The sequence below is a fragment of the Aquimarina sp. AU58 genome, assembly GCF_900312745.1.
Taxonomy (GTDB): Bacteria; Bacteroidota; Bacteroidia; order Flavobacteriales; family Flavobacteriaceae; genus Aquimarina; species Aquimarina spinulae.
In genome coordinates, this window is record NZ_OMPD01000014.1 from 1,103,341 (window position 1) to 1,129,027 (window position 25,687).

Below are 25,687 nucleotides of genomic sequence, written 5' to 3' on the forward strand. Positions count from 1 at the left end.
ACCTTTGCGAATATAAAATTAATAAAAAAAGATGGCGTTCTGGAATAATAGAAATTATTTAAAGAGATATTATAATTTAGGAATGAATAGTATTAAGTATTTAAAATTAGCCATTGTTTTTTGCATATTATTTTCTTGCTCTAGCAAAAATAAAGTAGATAAAGAGGTTGCTAAAATCCCTGTAGATATTAAAATTGAACGTTTTGATCGATTATTTGCAGAAATGACTCAGGAAAACTTACCTAATCTAAAAAAAGAATATCCTTTCTTATTTTCAGAAAAATATGCAGATAGTGTATGGATCAAAAGATCTCGAGATACAATACAACAAGAAGTAAACAAAGAAGTAGAAAAAGCTTTTCCTGATTTTTCTTCTGAGGAAAATGAACTACATTCACTTTTTCAGCATATTAAATATTATTTCCCAGAAATTAAAGAACCTAGAGTGGTTACAATTACTAATGATGTAGATTATCATAATAAAGTGGTGCTTTCAAAAGGGTTACTTATTATTTCTTTGGATACATATTTAGGTAAGGACCATCATTTTTATGAAGGGATACAAAAATACTTAAGACAGCATTTTGATAGACAGTATATAGTGCCAGAGGTAGCCTCTATGTATGCTAAAAACCAGATAGGGCCGATTAGAGATAGAACGTTTTTAGGTAATCTTGTTTCTTTTGGGAAAGAGCTATATCTTAAAAGTTTACTCTTACCAGATTTTAGCGATGCCAGAAAAATGGGGTATACAGAGGAGCAATATGCCTGGGCAAAAGCTAATGAAGAGGAAATATGGAGGTATTTCGTAGATCGCCAACTATTATATAGTACAGACAGCACTCTTATGCCTAGATTTTTGTATCCTGGACCTTTTTCAAAATTTTATTTAGAAGAAATTGATAAAGAAGCACCAGATAGAATAGGACAATTTATAGGATGGAGAATTGTAGCTTCGTATATGAAAAATAACAATGTATCTTTGCGGCAATTAATAGTGGCAGATGCCGAAACGATTTTTAACAGATCAAAGTATAAACCCGAAAGATAATGGCAAATAATCATAAGTCAGAAATAAAAATAGATATAGAGCTAGATGAAAACAGGATTCCAGAAAAATTAAAATGGACGGCAAAAGATGGTGGAGTAGAGAACGAAGAAACCAAAGCAATGCTTCTGTCTGTATGGAATAGCAAAAATAAGGAAAGCCTTCGTATTGATTTATGGACCAAAGATATGCCTGTCGACGAAATGAAGATCTTTTTTCATCAAACATTAGTTGCTATGAGTGATACTTTTTATCGAGCTACACAAGATGAAAAAATGTCGGCAACCATGAAAGATTTTTGCGATTATTTTGCCGAAAAACTAGAACTTAAACAAAAATAGTATTGTGCTTTTTTGAAATGTTTTGTCAAATTTGTTGACTAAATGTCAAAATCTAAACATTGAAAAAAACCTTGTATTTTGTATATAATACAAAATCAGATATTTGGAATAAATATCTTGATAACCTTCATAAAATTATAAGTCCAACTACATATTCATGTGATCTTTGTAGTCTTACTCATGGTAATTTTTCTGAAAAAAAGGAATGGAAGAGTTTTAGAGAAAATTCAAATTATAAATTCGTTTTCATGTATAAAGATGAGTTTTTGAGAATGTATTCCTGTCTGGAAGATAAGAATTTTGGATTTCCTATTATTTTTCAAAAGCAAGGAGAAAAGATTGATGTACTATTTGATTCAAAAGAGATATCACCTTTAAATTCTGTAGAAGAATTGATAGAATTTCTGAAAAAGAAAATGAGTTAAGATTTTTTTAGCTGCGAATTAATTTCTGCTATGTAATTAAGAACATCTTCTTTGCCTAGCCCAGAAGAAGATGAGGTGATAAAATAATTAGGCATTTCTTCCCAATATTTGAGCATTTCTTCAGTGTAAGCATTTATTTGAGCGGGTAACTTGTTTTTTGAAAGCTTATCGGCTTTTGTGAAAATAATAGAAAATGGTATTTGATTTTCGCCTAACCATTGCATAAACTCAAGGTCTATTTTTTGTGGTTCATGTCGGCAATCCACTAAAACAAAAGCGCTAACCAATTGTATGCGTTTAGAGAAGTACGCAGTAATAAATTTCTGAAATACTTTTTTTGAAGACTTAGATACTCTTGCATATCCGTATCCTGGTAAATCAACCAAAAACCAAGCCTTATTGATAATAAAATGATTAATCAATTGCGTTTTTCCCGGTCTTCCAGATGTTTTAGCAAGACTTTTGCGAGTAGTAAGCATGTTGATTAATGAGGACTTGCCAACATTAGATCTGCCTATGAATGCATATTCAGGGAGTTTGTCTTTAGGACATTTGGAAACATCGCTATTACTCATTACAAATTCAGCGCTACTAATCTTCATAGTATCAAATCAATTATGATTAGAAGTTACGTTCTTGTAACCAATTGTATAGTAAACGGTTAAATTCTTCGGGATGCTCCATCATAGCAGCATGACCACATTTGTCAATCCAGTATAAATCAGAATCAGGTAATAAACGATTAAAATCATCTGCAACTTCTGGAGGAGTAACATTATCATTTTTCCCCCAAATAATACAAGTTGGGGTATTCATGTTTGGTAAATCTTTTGCCATGTTATGTCGAATAGCACTCTTAGCAATTGCAAGAGTTCTAATTAATTTATTTCGATCATTAACAGTAGCGTATACTTCATCTACAATTTCTTTGGTAGCAATTTCGGGATCATAGAATACATTTTCTGCTTTAACTTTAATGTATTCATAGTCACCTCGTTTTGGATAACTCTCTCCCATGGCACTTTCATAAAGGCCAGAACTTCCGGTTATAACCAAACCTTTTACCTTTTCGGGAAACATTTTGGTGCATAAAAGTGCAATGTGTCCCCCTAGAGAATTACCTAGAAGTATAACTTCTTTATCACCATATCCTAAATGATCTATAAAATCTTTAAGGTACCTGGCATAGGTACTAACTTTGGTTTTTAGTAAAGGTAAAGTGTATACAGGGAGCTCTGGAATCAGTACCTTATATCCATGTTCAGGGAAGTAAGAACTAACACCTTCAAAATTACTCAAACCACCCATCAATCCGTGTAAAATGATGATTGGTGTGCCTTCCCCTAAATCTAGATAACTAAATTTTCCGTCTTTTTTTAATTCGTGCTTCATTAATACTTCTTACAAGAATTAAAAGCAAATATAGCATTTTCATAATTAGTTTTGGGATTTTTTATTAATACTACAGAATGATTTTTTATATTTTTTTTTGCGACCTATTATTTCTATCTCAAATTAGGTGAAACCAAGAATTCACAAGTGTTACCGTAGTGTGCTGATAAACAAAATCTTAAAGTTTTTAGTAGTTGTGGCTTTACTGTTTAGAAGACAATTTATTAACAATGTGGTAAATTGTGGTAAAAAGTGGTAATTTTTTCAATATATTTGACTAATTAAACGTTTAGGGAAATAAAAGTGGTAAATCTAATCGGCACATACGAGTGTAAGGCAGACGCTAAGGGACGTCTGATGATACCTGTGGCTTTTAAGAAGCAACTCTCGCCGGTGCTACAAGATGGATTTGTATTAAAAAGAGCTGTTTTTCAATCTTGTTTGGAGTTGTATCCAATGGCAGAATGGAATCTTTTGATGCAAAAAATTAATAAACTCAACCGCTTTAAAAAGAAAAATAATGATTTCATCAGAAAATTTACTGCTGGTGTAAAAGTAGTTGAAATTGACGCTGCTGGTCGACTCTTGATTCCAAAAGATCTGGTTGGCTTTGCAGGAATTACTAAAGATTTGGTGTTATCATCTGCTGTAAATATTATAGAAATTTGGGACAAAGATCAATATGAAAAGGCAATTGATGATGCAGCTGTTGATTTTGCAGATTTGGCAGAAGAAGTAATGGGTTTTGATGACGAAATAGATCATGATTGATAGCATTGATAGGAGTTAAAACACTTATTCTGATAAGATTAGTAGAGGTTTAGCTTTTATTTAGACTATTAAAACTAGAAAAGAAAAGATGAAAGAGATGGAATATCATAACCCGGTTTTACTTAAAGAAACGGTAGATGGATTAGCAGTGAAGCCAAATGGAATCTATGTCGATGTCACATTTGGTGGAGGAGGTCATTCTAGAGAAATTCTGAAGCGATTGGGGCCAGAAGGTAAATTGTTTGCTTTTGATCAGGATCAGGATGCTTTAGAGAATGCGATTGATGATGATCGATTTACTTTAATAAACGAAAACTTTAGATTTATTAAACGATTTCTACGATTCTATGGGGTTAGAAAAGTAGATGGAATCTTGGGGGATTTTGGGGTTTCTTCACATCAGTTTGATGTAGCAGATAGGGGCTTTTCTACTAGGTTTGAAGCAGAACTGGATATGAGAATGAATCAAAACGGAAAAATATCAGCTTATCATGTAATCAATGAATACGATGAGTCTGATCTAAGGATGATGTTTTTGCAATATGGAGAATTGAGAAATGCTCCTAAGCTAGCAAGAGCGATAGTTGGAGCCAGAAAAGAAGAGAGTTTAAAAACCAGTGTAGAATTAAAAGAAGTGCTTAGGCCGTTTTTGCCAAAACATAAAGAACATAAAATACTGGCGCAGATATATCAAGCGATTAGAATCGAAGTAAATCAGGAGATTGAAGCTCTTAAAGAGTTTTTGGTACAAACAACAGAGCTCTTGGATGTCGAAGGAAGAATTAGCCTGATCTCTTATCACTCTTTAGAAGATAGGTTGGTAAAGAGATTTATACGTAGCGGGATGTTTGAAGGAGAGCCAGAAAAAGATTTATATGGTAACGTATCGGTACCTTTTAAAAAAGTAGGTGGATTGATAGTTCCGGATGAAGAAGAAGTTAAAGAAAATAATAGAGCACGAAGTGCTAAACTGAGAATAGCCAAAAGAATTTGAAGCAGACAATTTATGACATATTAAAAGGTAAGTTTCTTATTGCAGATGATGCAATGAAAAACTGGAGAATGTTATTGTTTCTTTCTTTTTTGGCAATAATAATGATTGCAAGTTCACATAATGCAGAGAGCAAGGTGCATGAGATTGCTAGATTGAATAATGAAGTTAGAGAATTAAGGACACATTTTGTAGATGGAAAAACCGAATTGATGAGATTGAAGATGGAGTCATCAATAATAAAAAAGATGACGCAAAAAGGGCTAAAACGGCCCGAAAGGCCTCCGAGAAAAATAATAGTAAAAAAGTAAGCTGTTGGCAATAAAAGAAAAAAACATATTAAACCGATTGTATTTCATAGCAGCGTGTATGTTCATCTTTGCAATAGCAGTATTGGCTAAGTTGGTAAATATACAGTTTGTAGAAGGAGATATGTATCGTAAGAAAGCTCAGGAACGGGTTTTTAAAACCTTTGATATTCCTGCGAACAGAGGTAACCTGTATGATAGTAAGGGAAACCTTTTAGCAACATCTGTTCCTAAATATGATATACGATTTGATGCATTGGCAGTTAATGATAAAGACTTTAGAGCACATATTAAACCACTTTGCGAAGCATTATCTAAAGAATTTGGAAAACCAGTTTCATACTATGACAAAATTATAAGAACCGCAAGAGCGAATAGAAACAGATACTTGTTGTTACGAAGAAATTTAGGGTATTCTCAGTATATGAGAGTTAAAAAGTTCCCTTTGTTCGAATATGGAGCTAATCGAGGAGGATTAATAGTAGAGCAACGCACAGTAAGAGAACATCCTATAGGAAAAATAGCTGAACGTACAGTAGGATATGAAAGAAGGGATGAACATGGGTATTATACCAGAGTAGGCTTAGAAGGGGCTTATGGACCATTTTTAAGAGGGAAAGAAGGGAAACGAAAAAAACAAAAAATAGCAAAAAACCAATGGAAACCTATAGGGGATGCTAACGAAGTAGAACCGCAAGACGGGTATGATGTTGTTTCTACTATTGATGTAAATATACAGGATATAGCACATCACGCATTACTTGCTCAACTTGAAACATTTGAAGCAGAGCACGGCACTGTAGTGGTAATGGAAACTAAAACCGGAGAGATAAAAGCGATTTCTAATCTGGGGCGCACCAATGCAGGGAAATATTATGAGAAACTTAATTATGCGGTTGGAGAATCTCATGAGCCGGGATCTACATTTAAATTGATGACAATGGTTGCTGCTTTAGAAGACAGAGTTATAGATTCAAGTTATGTAGTAGATACCGAAAATGGTCGTGTAAAGTTTTATGATAGAATTGTAAAAGATTCTAAATGGGGAGGGTACGGAAAAATATCTGCAGCAAAAGCATTTGAGTTATCGTCAAATACTGCTTTTGCTAAGATGATTAATGAAAATTATAAAGATAACCCTAGAAAGTTTGTAGATCGCTTAATTAATATGGGCCTTGGAGAAACACTTGGATTGGCAATTAAAGGAGAAGGGAAACCTATAATCCCTTACCCGGGAGATAAAGATTGGTACGGAACCACATTGCCATGGATGGCACATGGTTATGGTGTTGCAATTACGCCATTACAAACATTGGTTTTTTATAATGCAATCGCTAATGATGGCGAAATGGTAAAACCTAGATTTATTAAAGAAGTCAAAACATGGGATAAAACCAGGGAGAGGTTTGATAAAGAAATTCTTAATCCAACAATATGTTCTAAAGAAACTGCAAAAATTGTTCAGGAGATGATGAAGAATGTGGTTAAGAGAGGAACAGCAGATAATATCCGTACTAATAATTTTGGTATTGCAGGCAAAACAGGCACATGTTGGGGAAATTATGGAAAAGACAAAGAACGTGAATACATATCATCTTTTGCGGGCTATTTTCCATCTGATAAACCTATTTATTCTTGCATTGTAGTGGTGCATAAACCAAATAAGAAAAAAGGATATTATGGTAGTGAAGTTGCTGCTCCGGTGTTCAAAACCATTGCTACAAAAATATATAACGATATACCGGTAATTGATGAAGTATCTTATGCTGTTGTCGAAAGTAAATCAGTTGTAAATAGTTATGAGAAGTATTATCAGAATGCTCAAAAATACAAGACTATAATGCCTAATGTAACAGGTATGCCAGCAATGGATGTGATCTCTCTTCTAGAAAATATGGGACTGAAAGTCGAACTAAAAGGATCAGGAAGGGTGAAAAAACAATCTATAGAACCAGGAACTAAAGTAAAGATAAACCAAACAGTGAGATTAGAATTATCGTGACAGAGTTAAAAGACATTCTATACAAGGTAGCGATTAATGCCGTAGTTGGTAATACAACAATGAGCGTTAATAAGATTGAATTTGACTCAAGAAAAGTTGAACAGGATGATGTGTTTGTTGCCATTAGAGGTTCTGTCTCAGATGGTCATGATTATATAGAAAAAGCTATTAATCAGGGAGCTTTGGTTGTGATCTGCGAAAAGGTGCCAAATATTGCAGTTAGTGGTGTAACCTATGTAGAGGTCGAAGATACCCAATCTGCATTGGCGATCATGGCATCTAATTATTATGATTCTCCTTCGGGAAATCTAAAACTGGTTGGAGTTACAGGTACCAATGGTAAAACAACAATTGCATCTTTATTATATCAGCTTTTTAAGAAAGCGGGATTTAAAGTGGGCTTGTTGTCTACGGTAAAAGTTGTAGTAGATACCAAGGTTTATGATGCGACACATACGACTCCAGATTCTTTAACTATTAACTACTACCTCAAAGAAATGAATAATGCAGGGGTCGAATATTGTTTTATGGAAGTTAGTTCTCATGGGATACATCAAAAACGTACAGAAGGATTAGATTTTGCCGGAGGAATCTTTACGAATCTGTCTCATGATCATTTAGATTATCACAATACATTCAAAGAATATCGTGATGTAAAGAAAACATTTTTTGATGAGTTGCCGGCAAAAGCTTTTGCATTGGTTAATAAAGATGATAAAAACGGAAGTTTTATGATTCAAAATACCAAAGCAAAACAGCATACTTATGCTTTAAAATCCTATGCCGATTATAGAGGTCAAATTTTAGAAAGTAGTCTAGAAGGGTTATTGCTAAAGTTGAATGATCATGAAGTCTGGGCAAAATTAATAGGCAGTTTTAATGCATACAATCTACTGGCAATTTTTGGTACAGCCGAATTATTAGGACTTGAAACCTTAGAAACCCTTCAGCTATTAAGCGACTTGCAAAGTGTAAGTGGTAGATTTCAATATCTGATCTCTGATGAAAAAATTACAGCAATAGTTGATTATGCTCATACACCCGATGCATTAAAAAATGTGTTAGAGACTATTAATGATATTCGAACCAATAATGAAACATTGATTACAGTTGTAGGATGTGGTGGAGATAGAGATAAAATGAAACGACCTGTGATGGGAAATATTGCAGCAAGACTTAGTAATAAAACAATTTTTACGAGTGATAATCCCAGGACAGAAAATCCAGATCAGATTATAGAAGATATCGAGAAAGGAGTAGAGCCGCAGGATTATAAAAAAACACTATCAATTACAGATAGAAAACAAGCTATTAAAACTGCATGCCAATTAGCAAATAAAGATGATATCATTCTTATTGCTGGTAAAGGACATGAAACCTATCAGGAAATTAATGGAGAACGAACCGATTTTAATGATTTTGAAATTGTCAAACAAGAACTAAAAAAACTAAATAAATAAATCCTTGACTCTCTTAAAAAAGAGGTAGAGGTAGTAACTTATGCTATACTATCTATTCGAATATTTGGAAAGCGAATACCAGTTCCCCGGGGCGACGTTGTTTCAGTTTATCACTTTTAGGGCAGCAATGGCAATAATTTTGTCGCTATTAATCTCTACAATTTATGGTAAACGAATCATAAATTTTCTTAGAAAAAAACAGATGGGAGAAAGCATTCGTGAGCTTGGTCTGGATGGTCAAGCCGAAAAAGCTGGTACGCCAACCATGGGAGGAATTATTATTATTCTGGCAACTCTGGTTCCTGTACTATTGTTAGCTAAACTTGATAATATATATGTAATCTTATTGATCATTACTACATTATGGATGGGGGTTATAGGTTTTACAGATGATTACTTAAAAATAAAAAGAAAAGATAAAGAAGGTCTGGCAGGAAAATTTAAGATAATAGGACAAGTTGGGCTTGGGCTTATTGTGGGATGTACAATGTATTTTCATAATGATATTACTATCAAAGAAGAAAAAGTAAAATCAGAAACAGAGCAAGTTGTAAATGCAGGAGAAGAGGTGTCCGATTTTAATCCGGCTATAAAATCTACAAAAACTACGATACCTTTTTTTAAGAATAATGAGTTTGACTATTCAGATTTGATTACCTGGATTAGTCCTGAAATGGAAAAATATGCTTGGTTAATTTTTATACCTATTGTCATTTTTATTGTTACGGCCGTATCAAATGGAGCGAATCTAACCGATGGGATTGATGGTCTTGCAGCAGGCTCATCTGCAATTATGGTATTAACATTAGCTCTTTTTGCATGGGTGTCGGGTAACATTATTTTTTCAGACTATCTCAATGTGATGTATATCCCAAATTCTGGAGAAATGACCATCTATATTACTGCCTTTGCAGGAGCGCTAGTAGGGTTTCTATGGTATAATACATATCCGGCTCAGGTGTTTATGGGAGATACAGGTAGTCTTACTATAGGAGGAATAATAGCAGTGATAGCAATTGCAATACGTAAAGAATTTTTGATCCCAATTTTATGTGGCATCTTTTTTATTGAAACCGTATCAGTAATGATGCAGGTGAGTTGGTTTAAATATACCAAAAAGAAACATGGAGAAGGAAGAAGGATTTTTCTAATGTCTCCATTACATCATCACTATCAAAAAAAAGGAATACATGAAAGTAAGATCGTTACCAGATTCTGGATTGTCGGCATTTTTATGGCAATCATAGCAGTGATTACATTAAAAGTTAGGTAGTATGAAAAGGCTGGTAGTGCTGGGAGCAGGAGAAAGTGGAGTAGGAACTGCTATTCTGGGTAAAAAAGAAGGATTCGATGTTTTTGTTTCGGATAAAGGGACAATTACAGATCAATATAAAGAAGTTCTTAGAAATTTTGAAATTGAATGGGAAGAACAAGGGCATACAGAAATTAAAATTCTGAATGCAGATATCGTTATGAAAAGCCCTGGGATTCCTGATACAGTAGCATTAATAGCAAAGCTGAATAAAAAAGGAATTCCTGTAGTGTCTGAGATAGAATTCGCTGCAAAGTACACAGGCGCTCAGATTGTTGGTATTACCGGGAGTAATGGAAAAACTACAACCACAATGCTTACACATTATGTGCTTCAGCATGGTGGATTAAAAGCCAATATGGCTGGTAATATAGGAGATAGTTTTGCAAAACAAGTAGCAGAAAATGATGCTCCTTTTTATGTGCTTGAGCTAAGTAGTTTTCAGCTAGATGGGATAAAGGATTTTGCTCCGCATATTGCTGTTCTTACAAATATTACTCCAGATCATTTGGATCGATATGAATACCGGTTTGAGAACTATATAGCGTCAAAATTCAGAATTGCAATGAATCAAAATGAAAATGATTATTTCATTTATGATGCAGACGATACAGTAATAACAGAATATTTAAAACAACATCCCGTTCGTTCAAGGTTACTGCCTTTTTCATTGACCAAAAAGGTAGAAAATGGAGCATATTTAGAAGAAGAAAATATAACAATAATAATAGATAACAACAAAGTAATCATGCCAACAACAAATTTAGCATTAAAAGGAAATCACAATGTAAAAAACGCTATGGCCGCCGCTACAGTATCACAATTGTTAAAAATTAGAAAAGCGACTATTAGAGAGTGCCTGGAGAATTTTCATGGAGTAGAACATAGATTAGAAGATGTATTAAAGATTAATAATGTGCAATACATTAATGATTCTAAAGCGACAAACGTAAATGCTACTTTTTATGCTTTGGATGCTATGAAATCGGCAACAGTGTGGATTGTTGGTGGGATAGACAAAGGAAATGATTATACAGAATTGTATTCACTGGTTAATGAAAAAGTAAAAGCTATTATTTGTTTAGGAGTAGACAACTCCAAGATTATTAATGCATTTGGAAATTGTGTGGATAATATTATAGAAACACAATCGATGAAAGAAGCTGTAAATATGGCATATAAAATAGCGGAGAGAAATGAAAATGTACTGTTGTCTCCAGCGTGTGCAAGTTTTGATTTATTTAAAAACTACGAAGAAAGAGGGAGACAATTTAAAGAAGCAGTAAGAGAATTGTAATAAAAAAACAGAAAAATAATAGTAGAATGACCAAAGTATTAGCAAATATAAAAGGGGATAAGGCAATCTGGGCGGTAGCAGCTTTGTTGGCACTGTTTTCGTTCCTACCTGTATATAGTGCTAGTAGTAATTTGGCATATTTGTATGGAGGCGATGGAGATACTTTTAGTTTTTTGGTTAAACACTTTGCACATTTGGTTTTAGGGTTTTTGATCATGTATGGTGTACATAAAATACCTCATCATTATTTTAAAGGACTTTCTATTATCATGATACCAATGGTGATAGTACTGTTGTTAATCACATTGGCGCAGAATACAACAGGCGGAGGGACAAACGCAAGTAGATGGATTCGTTTACCATTTGTAGGTGTAGGTTTTCAGCCTTCTACTTTGGCAGCAGTAGTTTTAATGGCTTATGTAGCTAGATATCTTTCAAAAATTAAAGATAAAGCTGTTACTTTTAAGGAAACATTACTACCATTGTGGTTACCCGTGTTTTTGGTACTAATGTTGATTTTGCCTGCCAATTTTTCTACTGCAGCAATCATATTTTCAATGGTAATTGTTTTGGTATTTCTAGGAGGATATCCGCTAAAATATATTTCGGTGATCTTAGGATCCGGGCTTTTGATACTTACTTTTTTCATTTTGTTTGCAAAGGCATTTCCGGGAGTTTTTCCAAATAGGGTAGATACTTGGGTAAGTAGAATAGAAAATTTTACAGATAAAAAGGACACTCAGGAAGATTATCAGATAGAACGTGCAAAAATTGCAATTGCCAGAGGAGGAGTTATTGGTACAGGGCCTGGTAAAAGTGTACAGAGAAACTTTTTGCCGCAGTCATCATCAGATTTTATTTATGCAATTATTATTGAAGAATGGGGTTTTGTTGGAGGAGTTTTTCTAATGTTATTATACATATTGTTATTATTGAGGTTGGTGATTGTTGCCCACAAAAGCGCAGATATTTTTGGTAAGCTATTAGTGATGGGTGTTGGTTTGCCTATTGTTTTTCAGGCGTTCATAAATATGGCGGTTGCTGTAGAGTTGTTTCCGGTAACAGGACAAACACTTCCGCTTATTAGTAGCGGAGGAACATCAATTTGGATGACCTGCCTGGCAATTGGTATTGTATTAAGTGTAAGTAGTAAAAGAGAAACTAGTATAGAAGAAGAACGAATAAAAGAAAAAGAAGAAGACCCTTTAGAGGTTTTGAGTGAAGTTTTATGAGCAAAAAGCTAAGAATCATATTATCTGGAGGAGGTACAGGAGGACATATCTATCCTGCAATAGCTATTGCTAATGAAATACGTGACAGATACCCAGATACTTCTATTTTGTTTGTAGGAGCAAAGGATCGTATGGAGATGCAAAAAGTACCGCAAGCAGGATATGAAATTAAGGGATTGTGGATTAGTGGTATTCAAAGAAAGCTAACGTTGAGTAATTTGTTGTTTCCGATAAAACTATTAAGTAGTCTGTGGAAATCCAGAAAAATTATAAAAAAATATAATCCAGATGTAGTTATAGGAACCGGGGGATTTGCAAGTGGGCCATTATTAAAAATGGCAAATTCAAGAAAGATTCCAACCGTGCTTCAGGAACAAAATTCGTTTCCGGGAATTACCAATAAATGGTTGTCAAAAAGAGCCAGTAAGATTTGTGTTGCTTATGATAATATGGAAAAGTTTTTTCCGAAGAATAAAATCATAAAAACGGGTAATCCTGTTCGTCAGGATTTGCTAAATACCAACGAAAAGAGAGACCAGGCAATTGAAAAATATACCCTTGACCCAGAAAAGAAAACAATTTTGGTGATTGGAGGAAGCTTAGGAGCTAGAAGAATTAATCAATTAGTCGAAAAAGAACTTGATTTTTTTGCAGGAAAAGAGGTTCAGTTACTTTGGCAATGTGGTAAACTGTACTATTCAGATTATAAGCAATATACAGATCAAAAGGATGTGCAAGTACATGAGTTTTTAGAGACTATGGATTTGGCATATGCAGCTGCAGATGTTATTATATCAAGAGCTGGTGCAAGTTCGGTTTCAGAATTATGTATTGTTGCTAAGCCAACATTATTTATCCCTTCGCCAAATGTAGCCGAAGATCATCAAACCAAAAATGCTAAGGCGATTGTCGATAAAAATGGAGCTGTAATGTTAAAGGAGAGCGAACTCGATAATAAGTTTGAGTATACGATTTCGGAATTACTAGATTCAGAAAATGTACAAGCCAAACTTTCTGAAGGAATAAAAGAATTAGCCTTGCCTAATGCTACTTCGGATATAGTAGATGAGATTGAAAAATTAATGTAAAATAAAACAGTAAGAAATTAGAAGCATATAATGAATAAAGGTTTAGAGAACATACAAAATATATATTTTATCGGTATCGGTGGTATCGGTATGAGTGCTCTTGCCCGATATTTTAAATTTCTAGGTAAAAATGTAGCAGGATATGATAAGACTCCTAGTCAGATTACTTCTGATCTAATAGCATTAGAAATTCCGATTCATTTTGAAGATAACATTGATCATATCCCTAAGCCATTTTTGAATACTGAGAATACGTTAATTGTGTATACTCCTGCTATCCCAAAAGATCATAAAGAATATGTGTATGTACAGAGCAATGGATTTTTGATCAAGAAGAGAGCAGAAGTTTTAGGAATTATAACAAAAGATACGTATACGCTTGCAGTGGCGGGAACACACGGAAAGACGACAACAACAGCTATTCTAGCGCATTTACTTAAAGAAAGCGGAGCAAAAGTGACTGCTTTTTTGGGAGGGATAAGTGAAAATTATAATTCTAATCTTGTATTAGAAGGAAATGAAGTAGTGGTAGTAGAGGCAGACGAATTTGATAGATCGTTTTTACAATTATATCCGGATATAGCAGGAATTACTTCGATGGATGCAGATCACCTGGATATTTATGAAAAGGCTAATACATTAGAAGAGTCGTTTGTTGAATTTTCTTCTAAAGCAAAAGACCACCTTTTGGTACGTAATGGATTGCCTCTTTCGGGTATCACTTTTGGAATCGAAGATGACTCAGATTACTGTGCTCAAAATATAAAAATAGATAATGGAACCTATATTTTTGATTTAAAAACACCACATAAGTATATTAAAGATTTGCATTTAAACCTGCCAGGTAGACACAACTTGTTAAATGCTATTACAGCCTTTGCTATAGCGATGCTTTACGGCTCCCCGACCGGACCTTTGGCAAAGGCTTTATTTTCTTTTAAAGGCGTGCAAAGAAGATTTACCTACCAGATTAAAACGAATGATCTTGTGTATGTAGATGATTATGCACATCACCCCACAGAAATTAATGCGTTGCATCAGGCGGTGAGAGAGATGCATCCTGGTAAAAAGATACTCGCTATTTTTCAGCCGCATTTATATAGTAGAACTAGAGATTTTGCAGCAGATTTTGCGCAGAGTCTCAGTCAGTTTGATCAATTACTGCTTTTGGATATCTATCCGGCAAGAGAATTGCCTATCGAGGGCGTAACCTCGGATTGGTTATTAAGTATGATAGATGCAAAAGATAAAAAACTAATACAAAAAAATAATTTGATTGAAGCAATAGTAGGTAGTAATGCCGAGGTAGTGTTAACTATTGGGGCAGGAGATATTGGAGAAGAAGTATATCGTATAAAGGAAGCTTTGTTAGTATGAAAAGAAGGATTTTGACATATTTAAAATTTAGCAGTCTGCTCATTTTAATGGTGGTTCTTTTTGCTTTTGCCAGTAAACGTAATGAGCAACGAAGGATTAATGAAGTGCTCATAGAATTTGTTGAAGAGCAAGATCCTTATGTAGATGAAGTAACGGTTAATAAATTGTTAATACAAAATCAGGACAAAGTTACGAACGTGGGTAAAGAAATTTTAGTTTTGAATATTGTAGAACAAAAGCTCGATGCACATAAAATGATTGAACATTCTGATGTGTATCTTACTGTAAATGGAGAACTTAGGGCAAGAATCAAGCAACGCACCCCAATTGCTAGGGTTAATGCGGTTACTCCTTTTTATGTTGATGTTACAGGAAATACGATGCCTTTATCTGATAGTTATTCGGCTCATGTGCCAATAGTACATAATGTATCAGAGCGAGAAGTTATTCAGGTTTTCCCTTTATTAAAAAAAATTCAGGAAGATGAATTTTTAAAAAAACATGTTGTAGGGGTTTACCTTAATGTCGAAGGAAATTATGAACTAGAGTTGCGAGTGTACTCGTTTAAATTAGTTTTTGGGAAAATAGAAAATTTAGATAATAAGATAAGGAACTTTAAAGCATTTTATCAAAAAGCACTAAGAGATAAAAGTCTTGAAAAATATAAAAAAGTCAGTTTGCAATTTAGTAATCAAGTGGTGTGTACAATAAAATAATACCAATATGGAAAGAGAAGTAAATGAAATAGCGGTAGGACTAGACATAGGAACAACTAAGATTGTTGCCATGGTAGGAAAATATAATGAGTACGGAAAGATGGAGGTATTGGGAATTGGCAAATCCAAAAGTTTGGGAGTACACCGTGGTGTAGTTAATAACATAACGCAAACAATTCAATCAATACAGCAAGCAATTCAGGAAGCAGAAAGTGTTTCGGGATTAAAAATTAATGATGTAACGGTTGGGATTGCAGGTCAGCATATTCGTAGTTTACAACATAGTGATTATATCACCAGGCCTAATGCAGATGCTGTAATAGATGAAGATGATATAGACAAATTATGTAATCAGGTACATAAATTAGTGATGTTACCTGGCGAAGAGATTTTACATGTATTACCTCAGGAATATAAAGTAGACGGGCAAGCCGAAATAAAAGAACCGGTGGGGATGTATGGAGGAAGATTAGAAGCTAATTTTCATGTAGTAGTCGGGCAAGTGACTTCTATTCGTAATATAGGACGATGTGTAAAAAGCGCGGGATTAGAATTATCAGATGTGACTTTAGAACCATTGGCATCTGCTAATGCAGTGCTAAGCCAGGAAGAAAAAGAAGCAGGAGTTGCATTAATTGATATAGGGGGAGGTACCACAGATTTAGCCATTTTTAAAGATGGAATTATTCGTCATACAGCGGTAATTCCTTTTGGAGGTAATGTAATTACCGAAGATATTAAAGAAGGATGCTCAATCATCGAAAAACAAGCAGAATTACTAAAAATAAAATTTGGATCTGCCTGGCCAGGGGAAAATAAGGATAATGAAATTGTTTCAATTCCCGGACTAAGAGGAAGAGAGCCTAAAGAAATTACTTTAAAAAACCTCTCTAAAATCATTCATGCACGAGTGGTCGAAATTGTAGAGCAGGTTTTTTTAGAAATCAAAAATTATGGACATGAATCTCCTAAAAAGAAATTAATTGCAGGAATAGTATTAACAGGAGGAGGATCACAGCTTAATCACCTTAAGCAACTTGTCGAATATATTACAGGTATGGATACACGAATTGGATATCCTAATGAACACCTGGCAGGAAATAGCGATTCAGAAACTACAAGTCCTATGTATGCAACAGCAGTAGGATTAGTAATGGATGGATTAATACATATTAAGAAACAAAAGAAAATCAGTAAAAAAGAACCTGTTGCAAGCGTTCAATCAAAACGACAACCTGAAACAGCAGCTATAGATGATGATATCACTATTGAAGAAGAAGATCCAAGAGTTGATCTAAAACCGAGGAAGAATATTTTGGAGAAATGGACAGAGAAATTCAAGGAATTCTTAGATAATGCAGAATAGTTAGAAGATTAAGTAATGTTCATTTTTTTGAACAGTGAAAATATATAAAATACAGTAGGAGAACCAGAAAATTAGCAATTATGAGTAAAAATGAGGAGTTCGAAAACATTTCGTTTGATTTACCAAAAAATCAATCTAATGTAATTAAAGTTATTGGAGTAGGAGGAGGAGGTAGTAATGCCATTAATCACATGTTCCAGCAAGGAATTAAAGGAGTTGATTTTGTCATTTGTAATACAGATGCACAAGCATTAGAAAATAGCCCGATACCTAATAAAATACAGTTAGGGGTTTCACTAACCGAAGGACTAGGTGCAGGAGCAAACCCAGAAGTAGGTGAGCAATCTGCCGTAGAAAGCTATGAGGAGATAAAAACAATGTTGGATACCAATACCAAAATGATCTTTATCACAGCAGGTATGGGTGGAGGAACCGGTACAGGAGCTGCTCCGATCATTGCCAAAATGGCAAAGGAATTGGATATCTTAACTGTTGGGATTGTAACAATTCCTTTTCAGTTCGAAGGTCGTATGCGTAATGAACAAGCGCAATTAGGAGTAGAGAAACTTCGTGCTCATGTAGATTCTTTGGTTGTTATTAATAATAATAAACTAAGAGAGGTTTATGGTAATTTAGGATTTAAAGCCGGGTTCTCTAAGGCAGATGAAGTTCTTGCCACCGCATCTCGAGGTATAGCAGAAGTAATTACACATCACTATACACAAAATATAGATTTACGAGATGCAAAAACAGTACTAAGCAATAGTGGTACAGCTATTATGGGGTCTGCTAATGCCTCTGGAAATAAACGTGCTCATGATGCTATTGTTAAAGCATTAGATTCTCCTTTGCTTAATGATAATAAAATTACCGGTGCTAAAAATGTACTCCTGTTAATCGTATCTGGTAAAGAAGAGATTACTATTGATGAGATTGGTGAAATTAATGATCATATACAACAGGAAGCTGGTCATGGTGCTAATATCATTATGGGAGTTGGTGAAGATGAATCTCTAGAAGAAGCAATCTCTGTAACTGTTATTGCTACTGGATTTGATGTAGAACAACAAGACGAGATTGTTAATACTGAAACTAAGAAAATAATTCATACTCTAGAGGACGAACAACGTTCTGCAATACAAGATTTATCTCCTAAGTCTACTGGTAATGTTACTCCCATGCGTTCTCCTTTACCAAAGAAAAAAGAAGTAGAAGAACCACCAATTATAAAGCATGAACTAATTGAAGATGAAGAAGTAGATGAGGATTCCTTGTTGATCCCTACAACAGATCTGCTAAAAGATATTGATGTATCCTACGAAGTGGTAGATTCTTTTTCTTCGGATAATGATTTTGTGATTATTAATGCACAAGATATCATTAAACAAATAGAAGTTAATGATGAAAAAGAAGTTAATGCCGAAACAGAAAAAGAAGATCAGTTTGCATTAGCTTTTGATATGCCTGTAGGAGGAAACAAAGAAGAATCTACGAAGGCACCAACGGCTTCTATCGATGAGCCAAAAGTAGAAGATGAAGAACAACCTATTGTTTTTGATCTAAGTGATGATATTCTCGATTTAGAAGTAAATGATGCAATAGAAGTGGTTCCTGTTGGAGAAACCACATCTGAGGGAGTGCGTAAGTATAGCTTAGAGGATTATATGGAAGAAGAAAAGCGATTAACTGAAGCGCAACCAGCAGAAGTTATGGAAGAAGAAGATGAAGAGGTTATATTAGAAAAGAAAACGATCGCTCCAACTCCAGAAGAAGAAAAAGTAGAAGATGCAGATCCAGTTAATCAGCCTATTTCTGAAACCCTAAAAGCCAGAGCAGCAGAACGTAGAGCTAAGATGAAAGAATTTAATTATAAGTTTAGAAATAACTCTTCTAACATCGATGATATCGAAAAAGAACCAGCTTATAAAAGAGCAGGAATCGATGTCGATACTAAACCAGATGATTCTGGACTATCAAGAACTTCTTTAGGAACCGATAGTAATGATGATATACAATTGCGCAAAAACAATTCTTTTTTGCATGATAATGTAGACTAATTGCATAATAATTAGAATACTAATATTGTAAAGTATAAATATGTAATTCTGGGACTTCGTCTATGTTTAGTATAGACTTAGCCAGAATCTAAAAAATAAACATAATACTTAAACTAAACCGATAATCTACTCTTAGATTATCGGTTTATTTTTTATCTTCGCAATCCAAAGATAAAAATCGATTATCATGAGTTTAGAGCAAAAAGTAATGACTGCGATGAAAGAAGCTATGAAAGCTAAAGATACTAATGCATTAACATCATTGCGTGCTGTAAAATCAGCTATTCTATTAGCCCAGACAGAAAGTGGGGCAAAAGAAGAACTTACCGAAGATCAGGAATTAAAATTATTGCAAAAACAAGTTAAGCAACGTAAAGATAGTGCTGCGATTTTTATAGAACAAGGGAGAGATGATCTGGCAACGCCCGAACTGGCACAAGCAAAAGTGATTGAACAGTTTTTACCAGAACAATTAGACGAAGCAGAGATCGAAAAAATAGTAATAGATATTATTGCTAAAACTGGCGCAGAGGGGATGAAAGATATGGGTAAAGTAATGGGGATGGCAAATGCTGCATTAACAGGGAAAGCAGATGGGAAAACAATTTCTACAATAGTAAAAAGTAAATTATCTTAATATAGGAAAAATGGCCTCGTGGCGCAACTGAATAGCGCATCAGATTTCGGCTCTGAGGGTTGGGGGTTTGAATCCCTCCGGGGTCACGAATGAATCACAAAAAAGTGAATCATGAAGCGAGTTTCAAAAATGAAGCTCGCTTCTTTTTTTGAAAATTGTGAAGTGATTCTTTTTGTGATTTTCAACGCGGAGCGTTGTAGGGATCAACACTAGTTAATCCCTACAGAGTCACTACTAATTAATAATCCCTTGTGAAAACTAGTTTTCACAAGGGATTATTAATTTTTGTAACAAATCGACAAGATTTTAAAGTTTTGATAATCAGCATGAAAAAGTTTAATCTTTCCTATGTTAGATTTGTAGGAAAAAACTTCTTTTTTCAGGTTCAAGAGAATTTAAAGTAGAATCGAGATAAGTTAGCATATCTTCAATTTTATTATTTAACAATTTTTACAATACCTCTATCAATAATATCTAATGCTGTTGTGATGTTAGACATATCAGTAAACAACTCATCTGTTTTTCCTGAATGATGACTATGCCCAATTGGCTCGAATAAAAAGTTCTTAGACAGCCCAAATTTATCTAAATCTACATCAACTGCATAAACAATAGCAGGTTGACCAACTCTACCCGAACCACTATAAATACTATCATTTGGAAAACGGTCTTTACTATAATACTTGTTCCAGTTAAATGATTGATTGACCTCCATTAAAACTCTAAATTTTTTCAATTTTCCGAGTTTCGCTTTAGAATTAATGATGAAATCATAGGTTGGAGTTGCACCAGAAACTGCATCGATATCGTAAGCTTTTCCTAAAGGAATAAATAATCCGTCAGAAGCTCTAATGCCTCTTTTGTGCGACCAATATGGTAGCGATTCTGGACGACGAACAATAGCGGGTTTCCAAATTCCGTTTTTGTCTGGTTTACCATTTACATACTTGCTTGTTGCAATAGATTTGGGCACAAATAAACTTTCAATATAATTTCCGTCTATATCTTCTACCCAAATTACCATCATTGCATAACGAAATGCGTCCCCTATTTTTACATCTATCTCTACCGCAACTTCGTTAATTTCCTTTTTTATGATAATACTTTGTGTTCCGTCTTCTAATGTTTCTTTTCCTTGTAGGCTATTACGATATTCATTTCCGAAATCGTAAATTTTGTTAAATCCAGAAATATTAAATAATAATCCTGTGAATAAAATTCCTGCAATAAAAAGTAATGTGATAAAACGAACATTCAAAAAGTTATTCTTTGAATTTATACTATACATTTTTAATGGCTTTATATTGTTGATGATATGAAAAACTACCAAAATTGAAAATAGAAAACCAAAGACTGTATGTATTGATGCCGTAATTTTGTAATAAGGTTTTATATACATTAAAACTCCTGTTATGCTTACTATTAAAAATATTAGTGCAATGCTTATACTTACTAATTTTCTAAATTTCATCTGTTCTTTTTTATTGTTCTTTATATGCCAGATAGAACTTGTTATTGATCATATCGGTTGGTATTAATCAAATTATTATGACTCTTTCATAATTTAAAAATCAAAACGGTAATTGGCTTTAAATGCCACACCCCAATTAGTTCTTGAGATATGTTTATTGAAGTTATCGGTAACGACAAAATAGATATAGGATAATGGTTTATATTCCCATTGCAAACGACTGTTAATATTGAAGTTATTTTGTTGAGTATTATACTGCACATAAGTTGTCCAATTCAAACGATTACTAAAAAATACTTCGCCTGTAAAACGTGCTAAATGAAATGTGTCTTTTCCTAGATTTTCAAGATCGATATGATTCAATGAATAATTAATGTTTAATTGTGCAAAAGGTAAAAGGCGATACCCTAAAACAGTTTCAAAACCACTTCTTTTTCCATTAAAATATCCGCCATGAAAAACTTCAGTTGCATAATAGAAATTTTTGTTACCTGAACGGTTATCGTATCCAATTTTAGCATCGATTGTATTGTAAATGCCTGGTTGAATAGGATTACCACTATTTAAAATATCAAATCCGTATTGAAGATTGAAGTAATTATGTGTCAAATTAAAAAATAAAGATGACAAATTCTTCTTAAACCAGACAGAATTACCCAATACTGTAGCCATCTCGGTAAGTGTGCCTTTGCTATTCCAAAATGTATCATTTACTACCGACAAATAACGAAAACGATCTATAGAATTAGATTTTATTGGATAATAATTTTTTTGAAAAACGAAATAAGAATCTAAATACGAATCTCGAATGACCAGGTTGTTTATGGCATCATAATTATAAAGTCTTGGTGTAAAACCAACATCGGCTATAAAGTTTTTGTCTACCGTTTTAAATGCACCTTTAACATAAGTTTTTCGTGTGTTGTATTGCCCTTCGATATTGAAAAAGTTATTGTTTGAATTGATATTATTGCTAAAGCTTTTTCCGTAGTTCGTCTGTGCTGACCATAAATTGTTTTTTGATTTGTAATTTAAGTTCAAGCCAAAAACACGATTGTAATCGTTTTTAAAATCAAATCTGTCGGTTTGCTGTCTGTTTACCCAATATGCTGTGGTTGTAAATGCTCTTGATAATTTTTGTCGACCCACCACAACAGCATAATTTTGTGCGTCGTTTCCATCAGCTTTTTCGGTTTGAGCATTTAAAATTCCGATACGTGTATTAGGCGAAACATTTCCCGAAAGCTTTAATCCAAATTGCATATCGGTCGTTCCGCCGATTATTCGAGAGTAAAATGGATTGACACCAAAGGCTCCTAAATTATTAAACAGATCACTGTTTTCTAAAAAGAAATTTCTTCGTTCTGGAAAATTAACTGCAAAACGGGTTAAATTAACTACTTGTTGGTCAACATCTACTTGCGAAAAATCAGGATTAATAGTCGTATCTAATCGTAATGAAGACGTGATATTATACTGTGCATCTATGCTTGGTTTAAAGGTAGATTCATCTGTATTATTAGCAACATCTTTTTCGTAATTATACGCTACCGAAGGGACTAACATAAATTTTGAAGTATTGGTTTTGGGTAAATTTTCAATAATCACATCTTCTGTAAAACGTAAATCAAACTGAAAAAAGTTACGTGGCATATCGGTATATGTCATCCATAAATTTGTTTTAAAATCTCTATAGAAGAATTGAATTCCCCAAGTATTGTTATTTATATCAAAATTTAATGCTTTAAACGGAATTTCTATTTCATATACTTTTTTAGTTCCTTCAACCGAAGTTTGCGAATACCAAATGGCATTCCAGCTTTCATTAAAATTGTAGCCTGTTCCGTTAAAGTCTACCAGCGCATCTACTTGTGTATTTGCTGCGTTCAGTGTAAAATAATAGCCGTTATTTTCTTTATTGAATGGATCAAGTACAATTCCAAAAGCATCACTACTTACAACAGCATCTCCGTGATTATCACGCTTTAATGTGCTAATTTTACTTTGTAATGTCGTATCGTAATATGCAACACCTATATAGAGATTTTTACCATCATGAAATACCCTCACTTCTGTTTTGTTTAGTGCTTTACCTTCATCGTTGGGGTAATAATTATTAAAATCTGTAAACATTTGAATATTTTGCCAAATAGGTTCATTCAATTTTCCGTCAATTTTTACAGATTCTACAGAAAAAGGAATTGTTTTATTTTGAGAATATCCACAGAAATAGAAACCGATGACCGCTAAAAAAATGAATAGTTTAGTTTTCATCTATAAGTCGATAAGCGGTTAATTTATGTTGTAACATAGCAGGTACTAATACCATTTTTAATTCGGGGATGTAGGCAATGTCGGCAGAATTAACTTTTTCTTTTGTAGTATCTAAAAGGATGGTTTTATCACCATTTTTAGTTACATAATGTATTATTCCTTCCCAACTCGAAATTAAATAATCATCATTACCAATGGCTATAATTCCATCAGGGTTTGATATGTCTTTTGCTACTGTTTTTGAGGTTTTGGTTTTTAAGTTATAACTCTTAATTGTCTTGTCTCCCAGGCCAATGAGGATATTTCCTTTTTCATATAACACTCCGTTTGGCCATTCTAAATCATTCTTTAAAATGGTTACTATTCCATCTTTTAGGACGAATAATTTTCCGCTTTTTGTTCCACTTCCATAGATAGCTCCATCTTCGCTTGATGTTAAATCATTGATACGTTCTGTACCTTCAATTTTATGTCTCTTAATTATTTTTGATGTATTGATATCGATCTCTAAAACAGTATCAAAATCAGCAACAAATAACTTACCCTTATAAATAGCTGTTCCTGTTGGTCCTTCGATGTTATCAATCCATTTATGGTTTTTGATTTTTCCGTTTATATCAACTTTACTTATAAACCCTTTTCCGTTAGGTTTCATCCAATGTCCATTAATGCTTGTAACATAAAGTATAGTATTCCTTTTGTCATAAATAGCAGATTCTAAATCATTTAAAACGGTATCGGTTTCCCACAGTTTTATCAGTTTTGGATTCTTTAATGACTTTGTAAAACTTGATTTTTGTGAAGTACATAATTGTACCGAAAAAGCAGTAATTACTACTAAAACTAAAATAGCTCTCATAATTGTATTTATTTTGTAGATCAAAACTACAGTCCAATTGAGCTGTGATTTTAAAAAGAGGACAAGGCATGAGTTTTAGTGTACATAAACCTCAAAACATATTTGTAACTCGTATAGGCTTGTTTGTATTCTTATTTTACTTGTTCGTACACAAATTATTATATATAGGCAGCTTTGTTGTATTTTTATGAGTTGAAAATGAAGCGTTTTTTTAAAATATTTAACCTACCTGTTTATAAACACACTCTATTTTGGATTGTTGTTTTCTTGTTCTACACAACATCTGCAAGAGAGCGGTTTAATACTACAGAAGAAATTATAGTAACCTATTTTTTTCACGTGGTTTTTCAGATTATGATTGCGTATACAGTATTATATTTTATTGTATCGAATTATCAAAAAAACAAGAGTATTGTTAAACTTATCGCTTCAATTATCGTGTTATTTTTCTTCATTAATTTTTTATATGTTTCTATAAGAATGTCTTTTCTTGAAAAAGCATACCCTGATTGCTATAAAGTGTTTTTAGATAAAAACGGATATCTTACGTTTTGGGAACGGATCTTCGATTTAAAAACTATTTTCTTTCACTTACCACTGTTTTATTTACAGCCATTATTTTTTTTGGTTGGGTTAACGTTTTATGAAAACCAGTACAAGCTTTCGAAAATTAGAGAACAGAAAAATGCAGTGGAATTAAAAGTGTTAAAACACCAGTTAAATCCTCATTTCTTATTCAATACGTTAAATAATCTGTATGTGTTGTCTGTAGAAAAATCTGATAAAGCACCAGAAATCATTGAAAAACTTTCTGATATATTAGATTATATGCTATACGGTAGTGATAAAAAATTTGTACCTATTCAAAAAGAAATTGAACTTATTGAAAATTATTTAGCTTTAGAACAAGTGCGTTATGAAGATAGAGTTTTGGTGTCGTTTAATAACTCAATAATCGAAAATATTAAAATAGCACCTTTATTACTATTAACATTTATAGAAAATTCTTTTAAACACGGTGTAAGTCAGGAACTAAAAATGGCAGCTGTAAAAATTGATTTATCTTCTGAAAAAGAGCACATAATTTTCAATATTTTTAATACTAAACCTTTGTCAACAGTAGAAAAATTAATTCAAAAAAAATCGATAGGCTTAACCAATGTAGAACAACAACTTAATTTATTATATCCTGATGCTTACGATTTAAAAATTGAAGAAACGTCGAAAAGTTTTTCAGTAAATTTAAAACTCAAAAAACATTAA

Annotated in this window: 23 protein-coding genes and 1 tRNA gene; 19 read left to right on the forward strand and 5 right to left on the reverse strand. The window is 33.4% G+C overall.

Translation table 11 applies throughout. The features are described 5' to 3' along the window. Positions 1-31: 31 nt before the first annotated feature. From gldB to DK441_RS16135, 3 genes are read left to right on the forward strand one after another with little or no spacing between them, the layout of a single operon-like run. Positions 32-1,051 (forward strand): gliding motility lipoprotein GldB, encoded by a 1,020-nt coding sequence (gldB, locus tag DK441_RS16125; RefSeq protein ID WP_235015777.1) that lies wholly within the window; start codon positions 32-34, stop codon positions 1,049-1,051. Further along, positions 1,051-1,389 (forward strand): gliding motility protein GldC, encoded by a 339-nt coding sequence (gene gldC, locus DK441_RS16130; RefSeq protein WP_074408474.1) that lies wholly within the window; start codon positions 1,051-1,053, stop codon positions 1,387-1,389. Before gldB ends, gldC begins: the two co-directional genes overlap by 1 nt. Before the next feature lie 59 nt (positions 1,390-1,448). Then, positions 1,449-1,814 (forward strand): GTPase, encoded by a 366-nt coding sequence (locus tag DK441_RS16135; RefSeq protein WP_109851616.1) that lies wholly within the window; start codon positions 1,449-1,451, stop codon positions 1,812-1,814. Here the strand turns inward: DK441_RS16135 and yihA are convergent. Next, positions 1,811-2,416 carry a ribosome biogenesis GTP-binding protein YihA/YsxC gene (gene yihA / locus DK441_RS16140; RefSeq protein ID WP_109851617.1) on the reverse strand — a complete coding sequence of 202 codons (606 nt, stop codon included), beginning with the start codon at positions 2,414-2,416 and terminating at the stop codon, positions 1,811-1,813. The genes DK441_RS16135 and yihA overlap by 4 nt on opposite strands. A 19-nt stretch (positions 2,417-2,435) precedes the next feature. Then, a complete protein-coding gene (locus tag DK441_RS16145; RefSeq protein WP_074408471.1) occupies positions 2,436-3,206 on the reverse strand; it encodes an alpha/beta fold hydrolase in 771 nt (256 codons plus the stop codon). A 303-nt stretch (positions 3,207-3,509) separates the two neighbouring features. On the opposite strand from DK441_RS16145, the gene mraZ reads away from it, so the two are divergent. The 15 genes from mraZ to DK441_RS16220 all read left to right on the forward strand — a co-directional run bounded on the left by mraZ (position 3,510) and on the right by DK441_RS16220 (position 19,906). Then, the gene (gene mraZ / locus DK441_RS16150; RefSeq protein WP_109851618.1) at positions 3,510-3,977 is read left to right on the forward strand and encodes a division/cell wall cluster transcriptional repressor MraZ; all 468 of its coding nucleotides are present in this window, start codon (positions 3,510-3,512) and stop codon (positions 3,975-3,977) included. 97 nt (positions 3,978-4,074) lie between these two features. Further along, on the forward strand, positions 4,075-4,971 hold the full coding sequence (gene rsmH, locus DK441_RS16155; protein WP_109853542.1) for a 16S rRNA (cytosine(1402)-N(4))-methyltransferase RsmH: 897 nt from the start codon (positions 4,075-4,077) through the stop codon (positions 4,969-4,971). Continuing rightward, complete coding sequence (locus DK441_RS16160) at positions 4,968-5,279, forward strand: FtsL-like putative cell division protein (RefSeq protein ID WP_025665065.1); 312 nt, start codon at positions 4,968-4,970, stop codon at positions 5,277-5,279. Before rsmH ends, DK441_RS16160 begins: the two co-directional genes overlap by 4 nt. A 4-nt stretch (positions 5,280-5,283) precedes the next feature. Continuing rightward, positions 5,284-7,278 carry a penicillin-binding protein gene (locus tag DK441_RS16165; RefSeq protein ID WP_200822859.1) on the forward strand — a complete coding sequence of 665 codons (1,995 nt, stop codon included), beginning with the start codon at positions 5,284-5,286 and terminating at the stop codon, positions 7,276-7,278. Next, positions 7,275-8,738 (forward strand): UDP-N-acetylmuramoyl-L-alanyl-D-glutamate--2,6-diaminopimelate ligase, encoded by a 1,464-nt coding sequence (locus DK441_RS16170; RefSeq protein WP_109851620.1) that lies wholly within the window; start codon positions 7,275-7,277, stop codon positions 8,736-8,738. The genes DK441_RS16165 and DK441_RS16170 overlap by 4 nt, the downstream gene beginning before the upstream one ends. A gap of 40 nt (positions 8,739-8,778) precedes the next feature. Continuing rightward, positions 8,779-10,011, forward strand: a complete 1,233-nt coding sequence (gene mraY, locus DK441_RS16175) for a phospho-N-acetylmuramoyl-pentapeptide-transferase (RefSeq protein ID WP_109851621.1) — start codon at positions 8,779-8,781, stop codon at positions 10,009-10,011. Position 10,012: 1 nt separating this feature from the next. Beyond that, a complete protein-coding gene (gene murD, locus DK441_RS16180) occupies positions 10,013-11,347 on the forward strand; it encodes a UDP-N-acetylmuramoyl-L-alanine--D-glutamate ligase (protein WP_109851622.1) in 1,335 nt (444 codons plus the stop codon). Between the two features lie 26 nt (positions 11,348-11,373). After that, positions 11,374-12,579, forward strand: a complete 1,206-nt coding sequence (locus DK441_RS16185) for an FtsW/RodA/SpoVE family cell cycle protein (RefSeq protein WP_109851623.1) — start codon at positions 11,374-11,376, stop codon at positions 12,577-12,579. Further along, entirely contained in the window at positions 12,576-13,667 is a 1,092-nt protein-coding gene (gene murG, locus DK441_RS16190; RefSeq protein ID WP_109851624.1) for an undecaprenyldiphospho-muramoylpentapeptide beta-N-acetylglucosaminyltransferase, read from the forward strand. Before DK441_RS16185 ends, murG begins: the two co-directional genes overlap by 4 nt. Before the next feature lie 30 nt (positions 13,668-13,697). Then, positions 13,698-15,044 (forward strand): UDP-N-acetylmuramate--L-alanine ligase, encoded by a 1,347-nt coding sequence (gene murC, locus DK441_RS16195; protein WP_109851625.1) that lies wholly within the window; start codon positions 13,698-13,700, stop codon positions 15,042-15,044. Beyond that, positions 15,041-15,760, forward strand: coding sequence for a cell division protein FtsQ/DivIB (locus DK441_RS16200; protein WP_109851626.1), 720 nt, complete (start codon positions 15,041-15,043; stop codon positions 15,758-15,760). Before murC ends, DK441_RS16200 begins: the two co-directional genes overlap by 4 nt. A 7-nt stretch (positions 15,761-15,767) precedes the next feature. Beyond that, a complete protein-coding gene (gene ftsA, locus DK441_RS16205) occupies positions 15,768-17,126 on the forward strand; it encodes a cell division protein FtsA (RefSeq protein WP_109851627.1) in 1,359 nt (452 codons plus the stop codon). Between the two features lie 80 nt (positions 17,127-17,206). Next, positions 17,207-19,183 carry a cell division protein FtsZ gene (ftsZ, locus tag DK441_RS16210; protein ID WP_109851628.1) on the forward strand — a complete coding sequence of 659 codons (1,977 nt, stop codon included), beginning with the start codon at positions 17,207-17,209 and terminating at the stop codon, positions 19,181-19,183. Between the two features lie 187 nt (positions 19,184-19,370). Further along, positions 19,371-19,820 carry a GatB/YqeY domain-containing protein gene (locus DK441_RS16215; protein WP_074408460.1) on the forward strand — a complete coding sequence of 150 codons (450 nt, stop codon included), beginning with the start codon at positions 19,371-19,373 and terminating at the stop codon, positions 19,818-19,820. A gap of 12 nt (positions 19,821-19,832) precedes the next feature. Beyond that, positions 19,833-19,906: transfer RNA gene (locus DK441_RS16220), tRNA-Arg, on the forward strand. Positions 19,907-20,256: 350 nt separating this feature from the next. Here DK441_RS16220 and DK441_RS16225 read toward each other — a convergent pair. The 3 genes from DK441_RS16225 to DK441_RS16235 all read right to left on the reverse strand — a co-directional run bounded on the left by DK441_RS16225 (position 20,257) and on the right by DK441_RS16235 (position 24,424). Continuing rightward, positions 20,257-21,291 (reverse strand): DUF4405 domain-containing protein, encoded by a 1,035-nt coding sequence (locus DK441_RS16225; protein ID WP_109851629.1) that lies wholly within the window; start codon positions 21,289-21,291, stop codon positions 20,257-20,259. A gap of 93 nt (positions 21,292-21,384) precedes the next feature. Further along, complete coding sequence (locus tag DK441_RS16230) at positions 21,385-23,565, reverse strand: carbohydrate binding family 9 domain-containing protein (protein ID WP_109851630.1); 2,181 nt, start codon at positions 23,563-23,565, stop codon at positions 21,385-21,387. Continuing rightward, the gene (locus DK441_RS16235; RefSeq protein WP_109851631.1) at positions 23,555-24,424 is read right to left on the reverse strand and encodes a hypothetical protein; all 870 of its coding nucleotides are present in this window, start codon (positions 24,422-24,424) and stop codon (positions 23,555-23,557) included. The genes DK441_RS16230 and DK441_RS16235 overlap by 11 nt, the downstream gene beginning before the upstream one ends. 198 nt (positions 24,425-24,622) lie before the next feature. Here DK441_RS16235 and DK441_RS16240 point away from each other — a divergent pair, with 198 nt between their 5' ends. Beyond that, positions 24,623-25,687 carry a sensor histidine kinase gene (locus tag DK441_RS16240; RefSeq protein ID WP_109851632.1) on the forward strand — a complete coding sequence of 355 codons (1,065 nt, stop codon included), beginning with the start codon at positions 24,623-24,625 and terminating at the stop codon, positions 25,685-25,687.